This is a genomic window from Porphyromonas sp. oral taxon 278 str. W7784 (genome assembly GCF_000467855.2).
Classification (GTDB): Bacteria; Bacteroidota; Bacteroidia; order Bacteroidales; family Porphyromonadaceae; genus Porphyromonas.
In genome coordinates, this window is sequence record NZ_KI259221.1 from 26,729 (window position 1) to 42,476 (window position 15,748).

The 15,748-nt window shown below is 53.1% G+C and carries 16 protein-coding genes; 7 read left to right on the plus strand and 9 right to left on the minus strand.

Features of this window, described 5'->3' with window-relative positions:
- The first annotated feature begins 204 nt into the window (after positions 1–204).
- From mce to HMPREF1556_RS00155, 7 genes are all read left to right on the plus strand, one after another.
- Positions 205–618 (plus strand): methylmalonyl-CoA epimerase, encoded by a 414-nt coding sequence (mce, locus tag HMPREF1556_RS00125; RefSeq protein ID WP_044125011.1) that lies wholly within the window; start codon positions 205–207, stop codon positions 616–618.
- Between the two features lie 135 nt (positions 619–753).
- Positions 754–2,307 (plus strand): acyl-CoA carboxylase subunit beta, encoded by a 1,554-nt coding sequence (locus HMPREF1556_RS00130; protein WP_021666120.1) that lies wholly within the window; start codon positions 754–756, stop codon positions 2,305–2,307.
- 42 nt (positions 2,308–2,349) lie between these two features.
- A complete protein-coding gene (locus HMPREF1556_RS00135) occupies positions 2,350–2,853 on the plus strand; it encodes an OadG family protein (RefSeq protein WP_021666121.1) in 504 nt (167 codons plus the stop codon).
- A gap of 18 nt (positions 2,854–2,871) precedes the next feature.
- Positions 2,872–3,054 carry a hypothetical protein gene (locus tag HMPREF1556_RS00140; RefSeq protein ID WP_021666122.1) on the plus strand — a complete coding sequence of 61 codons (183 nt, stop codon included), beginning with the start codon at positions 2,872–2,874 and terminating at the stop codon, positions 3,052–3,054.
- Positions 3,055–3,081: 27 nt separating this feature from the next.
- Positions 3,082–3,570, plus strand: coding sequence for a biotin/lipoyl-containing protein (locus tag HMPREF1556_RS00145; RefSeq protein WP_021666123.1), 489 nt, complete (start codon positions 3,082–3,084; stop codon positions 3,568–3,570).
- 4 nt (positions 3,571–3,574) lie between these two features.
- Positions 3,575–4,729, plus strand: a complete 1,155-nt coding sequence (locus tag HMPREF1556_RS00150) for a sodium ion-translocating decarboxylase subunit beta (protein ID WP_021666124.1) — start codon at positions 3,575–3,577, stop codon at positions 4,727–4,729.
- Positions 4,730–4,911: 182 nt separating this feature from the next.
- Positions 4,912–5,589 (plus strand): YceI family protein, encoded by a 678-nt coding sequence (locus HMPREF1556_RS00155; RefSeq protein ID WP_021666125.1) that lies wholly within the window; start codon positions 4,912–4,914, stop codon positions 5,587–5,589.
- A 130-nt stretch (positions 5,590–5,719) separates the two neighbouring features.
- On the opposite strand, the gene HMPREF1556_RS00160 is transcribed toward HMPREF1556_RS00155, so the two are convergent.
- The 9 genes from HMPREF1556_RS00160 to HMPREF1556_RS00200 form a co-directional block, all read right to left on the minus strand.
- Positions 5,720–6,025 (minus strand): GNAT family N-acetyltransferase, encoded by a 306-nt coding sequence (locus HMPREF1556_RS00160; protein ID WP_021666126.1) that lies wholly within the window; start codon positions 6,023–6,025, stop codon positions 5,720–5,722.
- Between the two features lie 193 nt (positions 6,026–6,218).
- Positions 6,219–6,524, minus strand: a complete 306-nt coding sequence (locus HMPREF1556_RS00165) for an HU family DNA-binding protein (protein WP_255352104.1) — start codon at positions 6,522–6,524, stop codon at positions 6,219–6,221.
- A 165-nt stretch (positions 6,525–6,689) separates the two neighbouring features.
- Positions 6,690–9,008 (minus strand): GH92 family glycosyl hydrolase, encoded by a 2,319-nt coding sequence (locus tag HMPREF1556_RS00170; RefSeq protein WP_021666129.1) that lies wholly within the window; start codon positions 9,006–9,008, stop codon positions 6,690–6,692.
- 143 nt (positions 9,009–9,151) lie between these two features.
- On the minus strand, positions 9,152–10,501 hold the full coding sequence (ffh, locus tag HMPREF1556_RS00175) for a signal recognition particle protein (protein WP_021666130.1): 1,350 nt from the start codon (positions 10,499–10,501) through the stop codon (positions 9,152–9,154).
- 8 nt (positions 10,502–10,509) lie between these two features.
- Positions 10,510–10,860, minus strand: a complete 351-nt coding sequence (panD, locus tag HMPREF1556_RS00180) for an aspartate 1-decarboxylase (protein WP_021666131.1) — start codon at positions 10,858–10,860, stop codon at positions 10,510–10,512.
- A 3-nt stretch (positions 10,861–10,863) separates the two neighbouring features.
- The gene (locus tag HMPREF1556_RS00185; protein ID WP_021666132.1) at positions 10,864–11,994 is read right to left on the minus strand and encodes a GNAT family N-acetyltransferase; all 1,131 of its coding nucleotides are present in this window, start codon (positions 11,992–11,994) and stop codon (positions 10,864–10,866) included.
- Between the two features lie 341 nt (positions 11,995–12,335).
- Positions 12,336–13,964 (minus strand): hypothetical protein, encoded by a 1,629-nt coding sequence (locus HMPREF1556_RS00190; RefSeq protein ID WP_021666133.1) that lies wholly within the window; start codon positions 13,962–13,964, stop codon positions 12,336–12,338.
- Positions 13,965–14,315: 351 nt separating this feature from the next.
- Positions 14,316–14,501: a hypothetical protein gene (locus HMPREF1556_RS00195; RefSeq protein WP_021666134.1), complete on the minus strand. Its 186-nt coding sequence runs from the start codon at positions 14,499–14,501 to the stop codon at positions 14,316–14,318.
- Positions 14,502–14,554: 53 nt separating this feature from the next.
- Positions 14,555–15,730, minus strand: coding sequence for a hypothetical protein (locus HMPREF1556_RS00200; RefSeq protein WP_021666135.1), 1,176 nt, complete (start codon positions 15,728–15,730; stop codon positions 14,555–14,557).
- Positions 15,731–15,748: the final 18 nt, after the last annotated feature.

Below are 15,748 nucleotides of genomic sequence, written 5' to 3' on the forward strand. Positions count from 1 at the left end.
TAGCGGGGTAGAGAGCCTCCTAGATGAGCTCCTTCGATCGGAGCCCGTGGGGCTGGAGACACCTTCGAAAGCCGTTTATTTCCTAGGACTTGGGGATAGTTAGGGAATGAAGGCGATTATTCTTACATTTGCAGTACAGAAATCATGGGGTGGAGGAGCGTCCTGCAGCCCCTATCATATCAACTCAAGCAAGTAAGAAAAGCTATGAACCTCTCACACATCGAGCATCTTGGGATCGCCGTAAAGAGTATCGAAGCATCTCTGCCTTATTATGAAGGCATCCTCGGACTGAAGTGCTACAACATCGAAGAAGTAGCAGACCAGAAGGTGAAGACAGCCTTCTTCAAGATCGGGCAGACCAAGATCGAGCTTCTCGAAGCTACCTCTCCCGAAAGCACCATCGCTAAGTTCATCGAAAAGCGTGGGGAAGGTATCCATCACATCGCCTTCGCTGTACCTAATGCAGACGAAGCACTTCAGGAGCTCGCTGACAAGGGCGTCCAGCTGATCGACAAACAGTCTCGTAAGGGCGCAGAAGGTCTCAACATCGGTTTCCTTCACCCCAAGAGCACGATCGGAGTCCTCACTGAGCTGTGCGACCACAGAGACGTCAAGTAAAGTGACGTATGAATGGGATAATAGAAGAGCCCTCGACCCGTAAGGTGTCGGACGAAGGAAGCTCCTCTGTTATCCCATTCGGACTTCTTAATAGCAAACACAGGAAAAGATAGTATCTACTAAACAGCAACCAATATGAGTGTTCAACTAGAGAAAATTAAGGAGCTCATAGAGCTTCGTGCCAAGGCGCACCTTGGTGGTGGTCAGAAGCGTATCGACAGCCAGCATCAGAAGGGTAAGTTCACCGCTCGTGAACGTATCGCCCTCCTCCTCGACGAAGGGAGCTTCGATGAGATCGATACCTTCGTCCTGCACCGCTCGACGAACTTCGGTATCGACAAGACTAAGTTCCTCGGTGATGGTGTAGTCACCGGCTCGGGTACGATCGATGGTCGTCTGGTCTACGTCTTCGCACAGGACTTCACCGTCTTCGGTGGTGCTCTCTCCGAGATGCTTGCCTCTAAGATCTGTAAGGTCATGAAGCTGGCTATGGAGATGGGTGCTCCTGTCATCGGGCTCAATGACTCCGGTGGTGCACGTATCCAGGAAGGGATCAACGCTCTGAGTGGCTATGGTGACATCTTCCAGAACAACATCCTAGCCTCTGGTGTCATCCCTCAGATCTCTGCTATCTTCGGTCCTTGTGCTGGTGGTGCTGTTTACTCTCCAGCTCTGACGGACTTCAACATCATGAGCAAGGGCACGAGCTACATGTTCCTCACCGGTCCTAAGGTCGTCAAGACCGTCACGGGCGAAGATGTGACTCAGGAGCAGCTCGGTGGTGCTAGCGTACACGCCTCTAAGAGTGGTGTCGCTCACTTCGCAGTAGACAATGAAGAGGAAGGTATCCGCCTCATTCGTCACCTCCTCTCCTTCATCCCCCAGAACAATATGGAGGATGCTCCTTGTGTCGAGCCTACGGATGCCGTCGATCGTGTCGATGATGTACTCAACACCATCATCCCTGATCAGCCCAACAAGAGCTACAATATGTATGATGTCATCGGTACCATCGTCGACAATGGTGAGTTCCTCGAGATCCACCGTGACTGGGCTAAGAACATCATCATCGGCTTCGCTCGCTTCAATGGTCAGAGCGTCGGTATCGTAGCTAACCAGCCTATGGTCATGGCAGGTGCCCTCGACAGCAATGCTTCTCGTAAGGCTGCTCGCTTCGTCCGCTTCTGTGATGCCTTCAATATCCCTCTCGTGACCCTCGTAGACGTCCCAGGCTTCCTCCCAGGTACGGGTCAGGAATACAACGGTGTCATCGTCCATGGTGCTAAGCTCCTCTATGCTTACGGGGAAGCTACTGTACCTAAGATCACCGTCACGCTACGTAAGTCCTATGGTGGTGCCTACATCGTGATGAGCTCCAAGCACCTACGCTCCGATGTCAACCTAGCTTGGCCTTCGGCTGAGATCGCTGTCATGGGCCCTGCAGGTGCTGTAGAAGTGATCTTCGCTAAGGATGTAGCTGCTGCCGAAGATCCAGCTGCTGCTGCCGCTGAGAAGGAAGAAGAATACCGCAAGGCCTTCGCTAATCCATACAACGCCGCTTCCTACGGCTATATGGATGACGTCATCGAGCCTCGCAACACCCGCTTCCGTATCATCCGCGCTCTGGAACAGCTCCGCACGAAGAAGCAGATCAATCCCGCCAAGAAGCACGATAATCTGCCTCTCTAAGCGTCTATCCTTAGCCGTGCACAGTCATTCATACTCGATGCTATGAATACCGCTCGCCAACTACGCATGCTTCTCCTCGGTCTGCCCCTCATGGCAGTACCGATGGGGGCATGGGCTCAGGATGCACCCCAGCTCTCTGAGAAGGTGCAGAAGCTCGCTGAGCGAGACCCCGCAGGGGGGATCATGACCCTCACGGCCGTACTTGTCGTCTTCCTCGCTCTCCTGATGCTGGTCTTCATCTTCCAGTTCATAGGCAACCTCTTCCAGAAGAGGTCGGCTCCCAAGGCCATCCAGCCTACTGTAGTGAAGACCGCCGCACCGAGCGTCTCAGGGAAGCCTTCGGATGAAGCCTTGGTCGCTATCTCTCTGGCTCTACAGAGCGCAGCAGGGAGACCCGACGAAGTCGCTGCTGCTATCTCTCTTGCCCTCCGTGCAGAGCTCGAGACACAGCATGATCACGAGAGCTATGTCCTGACGATCCGCCGTCGCCCCACCCAGTGGAATGCACGTATCCAGGAGACTCGGACACGGGCATACAAACACTAATATTGATATCCTCACACTATGTCGCAGGAAACGAATCTCAAGGAAGTCTTCGTCGCTATCTCTTATGCACTGCATGAAGAGCTAGGCAAGCACCTCCACGACCAGGAGTCACTGGTGCTTACCTTCAAGCGTAGCGCTCCATCACCCTGGGCGCTCAAGTGTCTGACGATGCGTCAGCTTCCTACTATCACTCGACTATAAGCAATCACAAACAACTCCATATCCACAATGAAAGAGTACAAGTATAAGATCAATGGCAACGAGTACAGCGTCGCTATCATCGATCTCGAAGGCGACAAGGCTGCCGTAGAAGTAAATGGTGTCTCCTACCAGGTAGATATCCTCACCGAGGGCTATACCGCTCCCGCTCCTCGCCCTGCCGCTAAGCCTGCAGCAGCCCCACAGCCTGCTCCCGCAGCACCAGCCCCTGCCGCAGCTCCTGTAGCTCCACAGCCCATCGCCCCTGCAGCTCCTGCTGCTGAGCCTGCAGCTCCTGCTGGCAAGGGTACCGCCGTGCAGTCTCCTCTGCCTGGGGTCATCCTCGACATCAAGGTAGCAGTAGGGGATCAGGTGAAGGCTGGTCAGACCGTCGCCATCCTCGAAGCTATGAAGATGGAGAACAACATCAACGCTGAGTGTGATGGGGTCATCACAGCGATCAAGGTCGCTAAGGGAGACAACATCCTCGAAGGCTCGGATATCGTAATCATCGGATAATCTTATGTCCTCCTTCTGGGGCTTCTTAGCTGAGAACCTGCAGACGTTCTATTCCTTTACCGGAATGGCGAATGCTACACCAGGGCACCTCATCATGATCTTGGTGGGGCTACTCTTCATCTTCTTAGCTATCAAATATGAGTTTGAGCCCCTCCTGCTGATCCCGATCGGATTCGGTATGCTCATAGGCAATATCCCGATGATGAACGGTCTGCAGGTAGGTATCTACGAAGAAGGATCCGTACTGAATATCCTCTACCAGGGAGTGCGTCAAGGGTGGTACCCACCCTTGATCTTCCTTGGAATCGGGGCTATGACGGACTTCACGGCTCTGATCTCTAACCCCAAGCTCATGCTCGTCGGGGCTGCTGCTCAGTTCGGTATCTTCGCCGCCTACATGACAGCCTTGCAGCTGGGCTTCACGCCTCCTGAAGCTGGTGCTATCGGTATCATCGGTGGGGCAGATGGTCCTACGGCTATCTTCCTCTCCAACCGTCTAGCTCCTCACCTGCTAGGTGCTATCGCTGTGTCGGCCTATTCGTACATGGCACTGGTACCTGTGATCCAGCCTCCCTTCATGCGTCTCTTGACGACGAAGAAGGAGCGTGTGATGCGCATGAAACGTCCTCGTCAGGTATCTCAGACAGAGAAGATCATATTCCCTATCGCTGGGCTACTACTGACGACGATGCTTGTACCCCCTGCTCTGCCTCTCCTCGGGATGCTCTTCTTCGGCAACCTCCTGCGTGAGAGTGGTGTCACCAAGCGTTTGGCTGACACAGCTAAGGGTCCACTCATCGATACGGTGACCATCCTTCTCGGGGTCACAGTCGGAGCTTCTACGCAGGCTACGGAATTCCTTACTGGGAACTCTGTCCTGATCTTCGGCTTGGGCGCTTTCTCCTTCATTGTCGCTACAGTGACAGGGATATGCTTCGTCAAGTTCTTCAACCTCTTCCTCAAGAAAGAGAACAAGATCAATCCGCTCATCGGGAATGCTGGGGTGTCAGCTGTGCCTGACTCTGCTCGTATCTCCCAGACTCTAGGGCTGGAGTATGACCCTACTAATTACCTGCTCATGCACGCCATGGGTCCGAATGTCGCAGGGGTCATCGGATCAGCTGTCGCAGCTGGTATCCTCCTGAGCTTCCTAGCCTAACTTAGCTAGAGGCTCCTCCCTCGAAGTCAAGCATAAAGCAAGCCGTGCCTTGGTGTCCATCCTAGTGACACCAGGGCACGGCTTCTTTTGTGTCGATCGGTCTGTAGATCCTGCGAAACAATCTCCCTCCACACAGGTTAGTAGGGTAAGTCCCAATTTATAACGTTAATCAAACAAAGGAAATGAAGAAGAATATGACCTTGGCCCTAGCAGGAGTACTTGCTTCGGGGCTCTTTATCGCCTCCTGCTCCGGCTCTAAGGGGCAGAATGGTGTGGCAGCTACTGATTCGGTCGCTGCTAGTGCTATGGATGCCTCACGGGCCGTCGCAGTGGATACTACCGCCTCTATGCTCTCGTGGAAGGGCTTCAAGCCTGGCGGAGAGCACTACGGCAAGCTACCCGTAAGCGAGGGTGCTCTAGACCTCAAGGATGGTATCCTACGGGCTGGCTCCGTCACGATCCATCTTGGGTGGTCACTGACGGTCGAAGATATGAAGCCTGGAGAAGGCGGTGATAAGCTCAAGGCACACCTCCTTAGCGAAGACTTCTTCGACGTAGCTAAGTACCCCGAGGTGAAGTTTGAACTCACGGATATCCCCGCCGAGGGTATTCGCCTCAGTGAGGCACAAGAGCTGAAGGGCAACCTTACCCTCAAGGACGTGACGAAGAACATCACGATCCCCATCGAGTCCGTATCGCTTGACGATGCTACGGGCGCCTATACCATCAAGAGTAAGACCTTCACGATCAACCGTACCGACTGGAATGTGAAGTATGGCTCGAAGAGCTTCTTCAAGGGGCTAGGGGACAAGTTCATCAACGATGAGATTGAGCTGAGCTTCGTCCTGAAGACTAAGTAAGGTCCAAGCCTTCTCTCCGTCGTCTATAGCCCTCTAGGGGCTCTAGAGTCACGTAGAGCGGCAAAGGGCTCATCCATCTACCCTCAGAGTAGATGGATGAGCCCTTGCTCTTGCTCTGCCCTGGACTAGGCTATCCCTCGAGGAAAGACTCCAGCTCAGGGTGACGATGTATGTATGCCTTGATGTAGGGGCAGATGGGGCGTACTCGGAGCCCTCGCTGAGCACATAGCTCGAAGAAGGCTTTTGCCAAGAGCCCAGCATAGCCCTTGCCTTCGTGCTCAGGCTGAACGAAAGTATGCTCAGCGAGAGCAACTCCTGTAGGGGTGACTCTGAAGGTGAGATAGCCCAGCTCTTCATCGCCCGCTATTAGAGCGATACGCCCGTCTGTAGCGCTGATTGAGGTCTGGATCTTAGGGGAAGTGGAGATTTGTGTCATAGGAGACGTAGGGTATGGATGATAGGGATAGTTATGGTCAAGAGGTAGCTACTTCACTCCATATAGGTAGCATCTTCCTCTTCTTAGGTCGAGGAAAGGAGGGGAGGCGAGAGCTACCTAGACAAGAAGAGAGGTCACTCCATCCGATGGTGAAGTGACCTCTCTTTGTTCAATTTCTCAAAGAGGGAGGAGATTACTTCTTGCCCTTCTTAGCAGGAGCAACGTTCAGATCAAGCGCTGCACCAGCCTTAAACTTAACGGCCTTGCGAGCGGGGATGTGAATCTTCTTCTTGGTCTGTGGGTTGATCCCTTCACGAGCTGGCTTGTCAGCTACAGAGAAAGTACCGAAACCAAGGAGAGCAATCTTTTCTCCCTTCTTGAGTTCTTCAGCTACGACGGTAGCGAAGGCTTCTACAGCAGCACGAGCATCTACCTTAGTGAGGCCTGCCTTCTCTGCTACACGTGCGATGAAATCTGTCTTGTTCATGAGCTTTGTTATATGGGTTGTACAATGTGCTAATCTGAGAACTCAGGAGCATAGGCTTTGATCAGTGGTGATCAGAAGGTGTGATCTCTCCTTGATTCTTGTCCAAATGTACAGATTTTTTTGCTTATATAAAGGCCCTAAGGCCTTTCGTGCAAAAAACATTTGATAGCCTCACCCCTATTGGCATGCTACGATCTCAGGTGTACCCCCTGTCACTTTGGTATAGAAGGTCACCTTGCCAGCATTCATCAGCTCATCATGATTGATGCGATAGACATTCTTATAGAGCTTGTTACCTACCTTAAAGGTGTCGAAGTAGATCCCTCTTCGGCTACTCTCAGAGTCTACGGGTGTCGTCTCGATGACAAGCGTTGGGTTCTTGTAATACTTCGTATCAAGATGGAGGGTAACTTTATCAAATACAGGCGTCGTGAGGGCATAACTCATCGATCCTGGGCAGTCTGGATAGAAGCCAAGCATCGTGAAGATGGCCCAGGCACTCATCGCACCCGTGTCGTCATTGCCTGGGATACCGCTGACATCGTTTAGGTAGTACTTCCCGAGGAGCTTGCTCGTGATACGCTGGGTACGCCATGCTTCCTTGGGGAAGTAGGTGAAGAGATAGGGGTAGGCGATATCGGGTTCGTTAGCAGGATCGTAGTTCTCCTTATCAAAGACGCTCTGTAGCTTGTCTACGAACTTCCGTTCTCCACCCATGAGCTTAGCGAGCCCACGGATATCATGGGGGACATAGAAGCTATAGTTCCAAGAGTTCCCTTCATGGAAGCCAGGGTTAGGCTCGAAGTCACGACCGAGGGTGGGGTGGAAGGGGGTGAGGAACTTCCCATTGGGAAGGATGGGGCGGAGAAGCCCCGTCTCCTTGTCATAGTAGTGCTTGTAGCCTTGGGCACGGCGAGCGAAGAGCTGAGCATCCTTCTTGTTGCCCATAGCAGAGGCGAACTGGCTGAGATTCCAGTCGGCGATGTAGTACTCTAGGGCATGAGAGACGGAGTTGTCGAACTGCTCTCTCAAGGGGACATAGCCACGGCTGGCGTAGTCATCGAAGTCGGGGCGGAGCTTGTTGTCCTTACCGGGAGTCGTAGCTCCCTTGAGCATAGCTTCGTAGGCGAGCTTGGTGTCGAAATCACGGATACCACGCTGCCACGTGTCGTTGATGACGATGATCGAGGGATCGCCCTCCATGGTGAAGGTCTCCTGCCCATAGAGCTCCCACTTGGGGAGCCAGCCACCTTCCTTGTACATATCGAGCATGGTCTCTACCATGGCCAGCTGTTTGCGAGGGTAGAGGATGGAGAGTAGGGGATGGACATTACGGTAGGTATCCCACAGCGAATAGACGGTATATCTATCGTGCTTGGTGGTGCCTGTCTCGAGCGAACCCATCATGGGGTACTGACCATTGACATCCTGCAGGATATTGGGGTGGATCAAAAGGTGGTAGAGAGCCGTGTAGAAGATGGTACGCTCATCAGCGGTACCGCCCTCTACCTCGACGACACGGAGTGCCTTCTCCCAGCTGTCCTCTGCAGCACGACGGACGGCGGCAAAGTCAAGCGTAGGTTGCTCGGTAGTGAGGTTCAGCAGGGCATTCTCTTCGCTGACGAAGGAGACACCCGTCTGTACATAGAGTGTCTCACCTGGCTTGGTATCGAAGGAGAACCATACCCCGACATCATTTCCGCTGATCGCCTTGCGGTAGGTAGGATAGATCTTGTATTTCCCTTGGTCCTTATCCCACTCGGCCTCTACACCCTCCATAGGAGGCTGCTTCTTCCAGTAACCTGAGGCTGGAGCTCGGCGACTGATGCGGATGGTGAAGTACTGGTTGAAGACTGCTTGAGGAGCGTAGCAGAAGGTACCCATGAGCTTACTCCCGACAATGGTCGAGTCATTGAGGAAGCGTACGGTAGCTCCACTCTCGTTAGTCAACCCCAGACCAAGGTTCACGAGGATATTGCTCTTACCTCCACGCTCGAAGGTGAAGGCAGAGATCGCTGTACGCTGCGTAGCGGTCACCTCGGCCTTGATCTTATGTTTGTCGAGCTCGACGCTGTAGTAGCCAGGGTGTGCCTGCTCATGGCTCATGGCAGAGCCGTAGTGTGTGTAGTCAACATCGAGATCTCCGGAAGAAGCTGATACGATGATACTCCCCAGCTCTGGGCAACCTACACCACTAAGGTTGACATGGCTGAAGCCCGAGAAGAACTTGTTGTCAGCTGTGTAGGGAGTACTCCACCAACGCTTGTCCTTGTCGAACTTATTGAGCTCAGGTGAGCCCGAGACGTTGAATGGGGTGATGCTCATCAAGCCGTTAGGTACGACGGCTCCTGGATTGGTCGTACCGAAGTTAGATGTGCCGATGAAGGGGTTGACCTCATCGATGAGTCGCTTGGTACTCTGCGCCCATGATACGCTCACTGAGGTGAGTGTCAGGAGCGATAGGGTAGCGAGCAGTGGTAGCTTTGTTAGCTTCATATCGTGTATCTGTATAAGGGTATAGTAGGTAAAAAGCTCATCCCTTGGATAAGGATCATGGACGACTCCGAGGAGCGTGGATGATGATTATCCAAGGGATGATCTCATATAAGCCTCATCATGAGGCCGAGAGGAATGAAAGACTAGCGGAACTTACCACCACCCATGAGAGGCATCTTAGGCATCTTGGGCATCTTACCGCCCTTGAAGCCTTGGAGGGTCTTCATCATCTTGCGCGTCTGAGCGAACTGTGTGAGGAGCTTATTGACATCCTGCACGCTCGTACCGCTACCTAGAGCGATACGCTTACGGCGGTGACCGTCGAGGATATGTGGCTTGGAGCGCTCCTCGGGGGTCATTGAGTAGATGATAGCTTCGATGCTCTTGAAGGCATCATCCTTGATATCGATATCCTTCAGAGCCTTACCTACGCCTGGGATCATCGCTGCAAGGTCCTTGATGTTACCCATCTTCTTGATCTGATGGATCTGGGCTAGGAAGTCATTGAAGTCGAACTGATCCTTGGCGATACGCTCCTCGAGGCGCTTAGCTTCACGCTCGTCATAGAGCTGCTGTGCACGCTCGACGAGGGAGACGATATCACCCATGCCCAGGATACGGTCAGCCATACGCTCGGGGTGGAAGACATCCAGAGCATCCATCTTCTCACCCATCCCGACGAACTTAATAGGCTTGTCGACGACGGTACGGATCGAGAGGGCAGCACCACCACGGGTATCCCCATCGAGCTTGGTGAGGACGACCCCATCGAAGTCTAGACGCTCGTTGAAGGTCTTAGCCGTATTCACAGCATCCTGCCCCGTCATGGAGTCGACGACGAAGAGCGTCTCTGAGGGACGGATAGCACGCTTGATCTCCTCGATCTCACGCATCATCTCCTCGTCTACGGCTAGTCGCCCTGCGGTGTCGATGATGACGACATCACAGCCCTTGCCCATAGCTTCAGCGACCCCACGGCGAGCGATGCTCACGGGGTCCTTGCTCTCAAGGTCGAAGAAGACGGGGACATCTAGCTGCCCAGCCAGCACACGTAGCTGCTCGATAGCAGCGGGACGATATACGTCACCGGCTACGAGTAGGGGCTTCTTGCCCTGCTTGGTCTTCAGTAGGTTGGCCAGCTTCCCAGAGAAGGTGGTCTTACCCGAGCCCTGAAGCCCAGACATGAGGATGATGGCAGGGGTGCCCGTGAGATTGAGGTTAGAGGCCTTCCCGCCCATGAGCTCAGCGAGCTCATCATGGACGATCTTGACCATCAGCTCTCCAGGACGCACGGCGGTGAGCACGTTCTGTCCTAGGGCCTTCTCCTTGACCTCTTCAGTGAATTTCTTAGCTACATTGTAGTTGACGTCGGCCTCTAGGAGGGCACGGCGTACATCCTTGAGGGTCTCGGCGACGTTGAGTTCGGTGATCTTACCTTCACCCTTGAGGATCTTGAAGGACCGCTCAAGGCGTTCACTTAGGTTTTCGAACATAGGGGCTCTTATACAAGTCTATTTGTTTCGGTATCGGGGAAGATGACAGCAGGCTTGAAGCCCTGTGCTTCTTCGTAGCTCATCCACGCATAGGCCATGATGATCACGGTATCACCGGGCTGTACGAGGCGTGCAGCAGCTCCATTGAGGCAGATGACCCCTGAGCCACGCTCTCCAGCGATGACGTAGGTCTCTAGGCGAGCTCCATTGTTGTTATTGACGATCTGTACCTTCTCTCCTGGCAGGATGTTGGCTGCTTCGATCAGGTCTTCATCGATGGTGATGCTCCCCACGTAGGAGAGGTTAGCCTCGGTGACGGTGACTCTATGAATCTTGGACTTAAGTAATTCGACAAGCATGGTTTAATCTATTTTCTTGATCCAGGCACGACGTGTCTTGTGGTGCTTGCGCTCGAAGTAGTTCCACTGCATCTGTACGGCAGCGTTGGTCTCGAGCTCTGGATTGCTCTCGGCATAGCGTACCCCATTCTTCTGGAAGATGGGGATGAGGTCATCGAAGAGGAGGGCATTGACCCCCTTGTTCTGATACTCAGGGATGACTCCGATGAGGTAGAGGTCTACGATGGGGTTCTTCATCTTCAGTGCACGCAGTAGGTGTGCCCATCCGAAGGGGAAGAGGCGACCCTTAGCCTTCTGAAGGGCTCTACTGAGGTTCGGGAGGGTGATCCCGAAGCCTACGACCTTGTCATCCTCCTCACGTACGATGACCGTGACATAGTCATAGCGTAGCATGGGTATGTACATGCGCACGTAGTAGTCGATCTGCTCACGGGAGAGCTCCGATACACCATAGAGGACGGAGTAGGCTTGATTCAGCGTGTCGAAGATGCGGTGGGCGTAGGGGAGGATCTCCTGCTGGTTCTTGAACTTCAGGGTCTTCAGCCCATACTTCGTACGGACGATCTCTGCGATACGCTTGTGCTTCTCGGGGATATCTTCGGGGATGGTGATCTTGTACTCCTGCCAGTCCTGATCCTTGACGAAGCCCATACGCTGCATCTGCTTGGGATAGTAGGCATAGTTGTAGATCGTAGCCATGGTACCCAGCTGGTCGAAGCCCTCGATGAGCATCCCCTCGTGATCGAGGTCAGAGAAGCCCATAGGGCCCTGGATCATCTCCTTGCCACGAGCCTTACCCCAGTCGATGACGGCTTTGAAGAGGGCGTCGACGACTTCATTATCGTTGATGAAGTCGACGAAGCCGAAGCGGACATTATTCTGATTCCACGTCTCATTGGCTCGATGGTTGATGATCCCAGCGATACGCCCGACGATGCGTCCATCCCTATAGGCTAGGAAGTAAGCGGCTTCGCAGAACTTAAAGGCGGGATTGCGTGCTGGATCTAGCGTCAGGAGTTCGTCCTCTACGAGTCCAGGCACGTGATACGGATTGCCTTTGTAGAGCTTGAGGTTGAACTTGACGAACTTCCTCAGGTCAGCTTTATCCGTGATCTGTCTTATTTCGACTGCCATATTTCTATCGTTGTATCTATAGCCCCTAGGGGCTGATTCAATGGTGCACAAAGATACTCCAAAAAGCTAAGATACCCTGCATATTAGCAGACTGAGCGTATGATGCTCTCTGTGAGATGAAGCTCTCCTCTAGCTTCCTTCGGTAGCCCCTCATACTCTAGTCTTGGAGCTATCTAGCCTCACGGACAGCCTTAGCGTGATCGCTGACGATGTAGCTAGGGGAGGATATGAGTCAGGGGCTACACCCGATGGATGTAGCCCCTGACGATACTAGATGGATCGCTGTGCCTCCTCATGTGCTATGGGGGCAGGAGCGAGGAAATAGTAGTGGTACGCCTACTTTACTTAGACTCCCAAGAGCGGAGTCCATACTTACGATCTACCATGTAGAGCTGGATGAAGTCGCGACGGAAGTTCAGTGCGTAGGACGTATGGATACTTCCATGCGTGGATGAGCGTGTCCAGTAGTAACCTTGCGAACCGATATCCTTTAGCTTTCCATCTATATAGTATCCGAGAGCTGGAAGGAAGAAGTATTCGTGCGTCGAGGATGGCTTACCTGAGCGGATGATGCGCTTGCTGTGGTTAGCGATGACATCTCTTGAGGTGAAGTCATAGTAGTTGTAGGTCTCACCCGTGAAGTTGAATCTGTAGCGGCGTGGGCGATAGTTCTCTCGGATAGCCTGCTGGGTGCGGATCCATACACCACCACGATAGAGGTGACCGACACCAGACCAGACGGTCTGATCGTCCCAGTGAGCGTTACCACCCTCTACATACCAGTGTGCTTCGTTGACGTTGGGGTTGTTGCGTGCGGAGGCACTACCTTGGCTTGGGAAGTCAGCAGTGCTGTATATGCGTTGTGCATCTCTACGGCGTCCTCTCCTAGGATAGTTGTCATTCTGCCCATAGATCTCTCGGGGCTGGCTACGCTTGTAGTCGTACCAGTACTCCTGCTGAGCATCCCACATATAGTACCTGTCATCGAAGACCATCACGTCTAGGTCGTGGCTAATCAGGCGGCGCTGTCCAGCTGCGAAGCTTATGCTGGGGATATGCTTAGTGATTGTCGCTGTGACTCCTGTGCCTTTATCCTCTAGCGTGTATTCGATCGTCACGTCACGGTAGGAGCCTGGGGCGATGACGGCGATGGCTCCTGTCTTGTAGGCATTGGCTCTGCTTGGTACGGTGAAGCTACCTAGGATGAGGGTCGTCGAGCCATTGACGGAATTATGGCTGGGGCGAGTGTTCAGCTGTAGACCATTGTCATCGAAGCCAAAGGTACCATTGATAGCTTGGTCAGCGCTCGTGACCTTGATCTGTGTCAGGCGACCACCTTCGATCTCTCCTTGGCTGTTGTAAGGGGTGAAGGTGATGTAAGCAGCCTTGCGTACGAGGGTGAAGTCGAAGCGGCGCCCCTCACGAGTAGCTACAGCTGTACCACAGTCCCCACTGACTCCTAGGTGCATCGCTTCGTTGGGGGTGGGCTGAGCCTGGCGGGAAGCGATGGTCACACGGTCGGAATAGGCATTCATCGATCCCGTGTAGCGGATGGGGAAGGTACTACCGGAGAAGGGTCCATTGAAGTAGAACTCTGCGTATCGGGTCTTCTTCCCGTTCTTGATGCGCTGCTCAATGTCACTCCCTGCGTTGCGCTCATAGGAAGCTCCAGGGGTACGCTGGATCCAGACGTGGTCACCCTTCGTCCAGTAGAAGGTGATGTCACCACCTTCGTAGCTACCTGTCGAGCGCAACGTCCCACGGCTACTGACTGTGGCCCTACCAAAGAATGCGGTCATCCCAGGAGGGGTGGAACGGAAGGACCGGAACTCATCGGAGCCTTCTTCTTGCTCTGTGGGCTCAGGTGTCTTAGGTGTCTCCTGAACTGATGGGGCAGTCTGCTCGCTGGTACAGGCTGTGGCCAGTAGGAGTACAGCGAGGGCACTTAGTGGTACGAATCTTAATTTCATTGCTTTTAACTAACTGATGATTATGTGCAGGAAGTATATCCCTCTGTCCTCCTCTGCCCAATGACACCTCTACTGTCATCGAGGTCTAAAGGGCTAGTGGAGCTACCTCAGGATATGTGGAATGTGAACGGGCTCGAAGTTATACATCTTGGACCGAGACTAGAGCCCTAGGATTACCATAGATGATATTTGATAAGGAGGGGAGCAGTCGGAGTATTCAGGTGGATGGCAGAGACCGGTGTGACCACTACTGATTGCCTCTACTTACGCTACCCTCCCTCTAGATGCCAGCAGTCCCACGCTCCAGGATGGAGGGTGGGGCTGCTGTGGTCTATCTTGCTTGTAGTCCCTTTAGAACCATGTATCGTGTGAGCGACCGTTGTCGTCGAAGTCTCCTCCGTACTCGGGGTCCTCAATATCTCCCTCGAGGGAGAAGCCGAGGAGTACGTTGACACGTGTCTCTATGCAAAAGGGGGTTGCCGATGGTGCTTCGTAGGCTTTCTTGCCTAGCGTAGGCGTATGATGGGTCTTATTCATGTCTTTTCGATTCTTAGGGTATGAGGTATATGGGAGGCTATTCCGTTTGGAGATTAGTTTTTCCCTCCACCCTCTACGTGTTGATAGGTGATGTTGAGCAGTGCCCTGTGGACACGACCCTCCTCAAGCTCAGAGCGGAAGGTTACGGATCGGTGGGAGGCCATGCTGAAAAGGCCGTCTTCGAATCTTTCCTCCTTATAGTGTGCTTCATTCTGCAGACGGAAGCTGAAGGCTGCTAGTTCTCCTGCCCGCCCATCTACACGCTTAGAGATCGGAGTATAGAAGGCGATAACAGACTCTCTATTGTCAAAGGGACTATTGACTCCCCGATTCGTGTTAGTAGGAATACTCACAGTCTTAGCTAGATTGAAGAAATAGCCATTAGGATATCTCGTGCTGTTGTCTATAAAGCCAGAGGAAGGCTCGTTGGTCCCCGTGAGCTGGGTATTACCATCCTTCACTGCGATCTTGATCTTATCGATGTGCAGGTTCATGACGCGCATCTGGTCGATGATAGCGGGATCACGGGTTAGAGGAGCTCCATCAGCTACCTTTATCAATACTCCAGAAATCTTTCTCCATAATACTTTGTGAGAGGGAGACTGGAATTCATTCCTGAAGCGGATGAGAATGAGGCTACCTGCCATACTGAAGCTTAGTTTACCATTGGAGGCCTTGTACTCGTGATATTTACCACTGATACTTCTAGAGACATAGGTTAGGGCGTTATTCTCACTCTTGAGGATAGCGAAGTCATCACCGAGTGAACTGCCAGAGGCATGGCCAACGTTCTCGATGGACTTAAAGCCCTTGTTTGTAAAGACCCCAGAGGCATCCAGCCCGATATAGATCGAGACCTTTGCCGTAGCGTTATCGATGGTTCCCCCTCCTGAACGAGTGGTAGGGACGGTCCCCTCGTAGCTCAGACTGCGACCGTCTTCGGATACCTTGAGTTTCTTATAGCCCTTGGCGAACTCGCCATCCTTATCGACGACGTAGACCCAGCCGTAGACATCGCCCTTACCACGGAAGGAAAGGAGCTTCCCCGCTGGAGAGCCATTGACTGTACCCTCTAGAGCCCTTGGGCTATCATCCTCGACTTCACCGGTGAAGCTTACCGAGATAGGCTGCCCTTCTCCTTCTGGTACTACGGGGCGAGGCTCCTGTGAATCCTTATTACAGGAGGATAGCCCGATGACAGCTACTAAAAGCAACAGTAATTTCTTCATGCTTGAAACATTTCATTA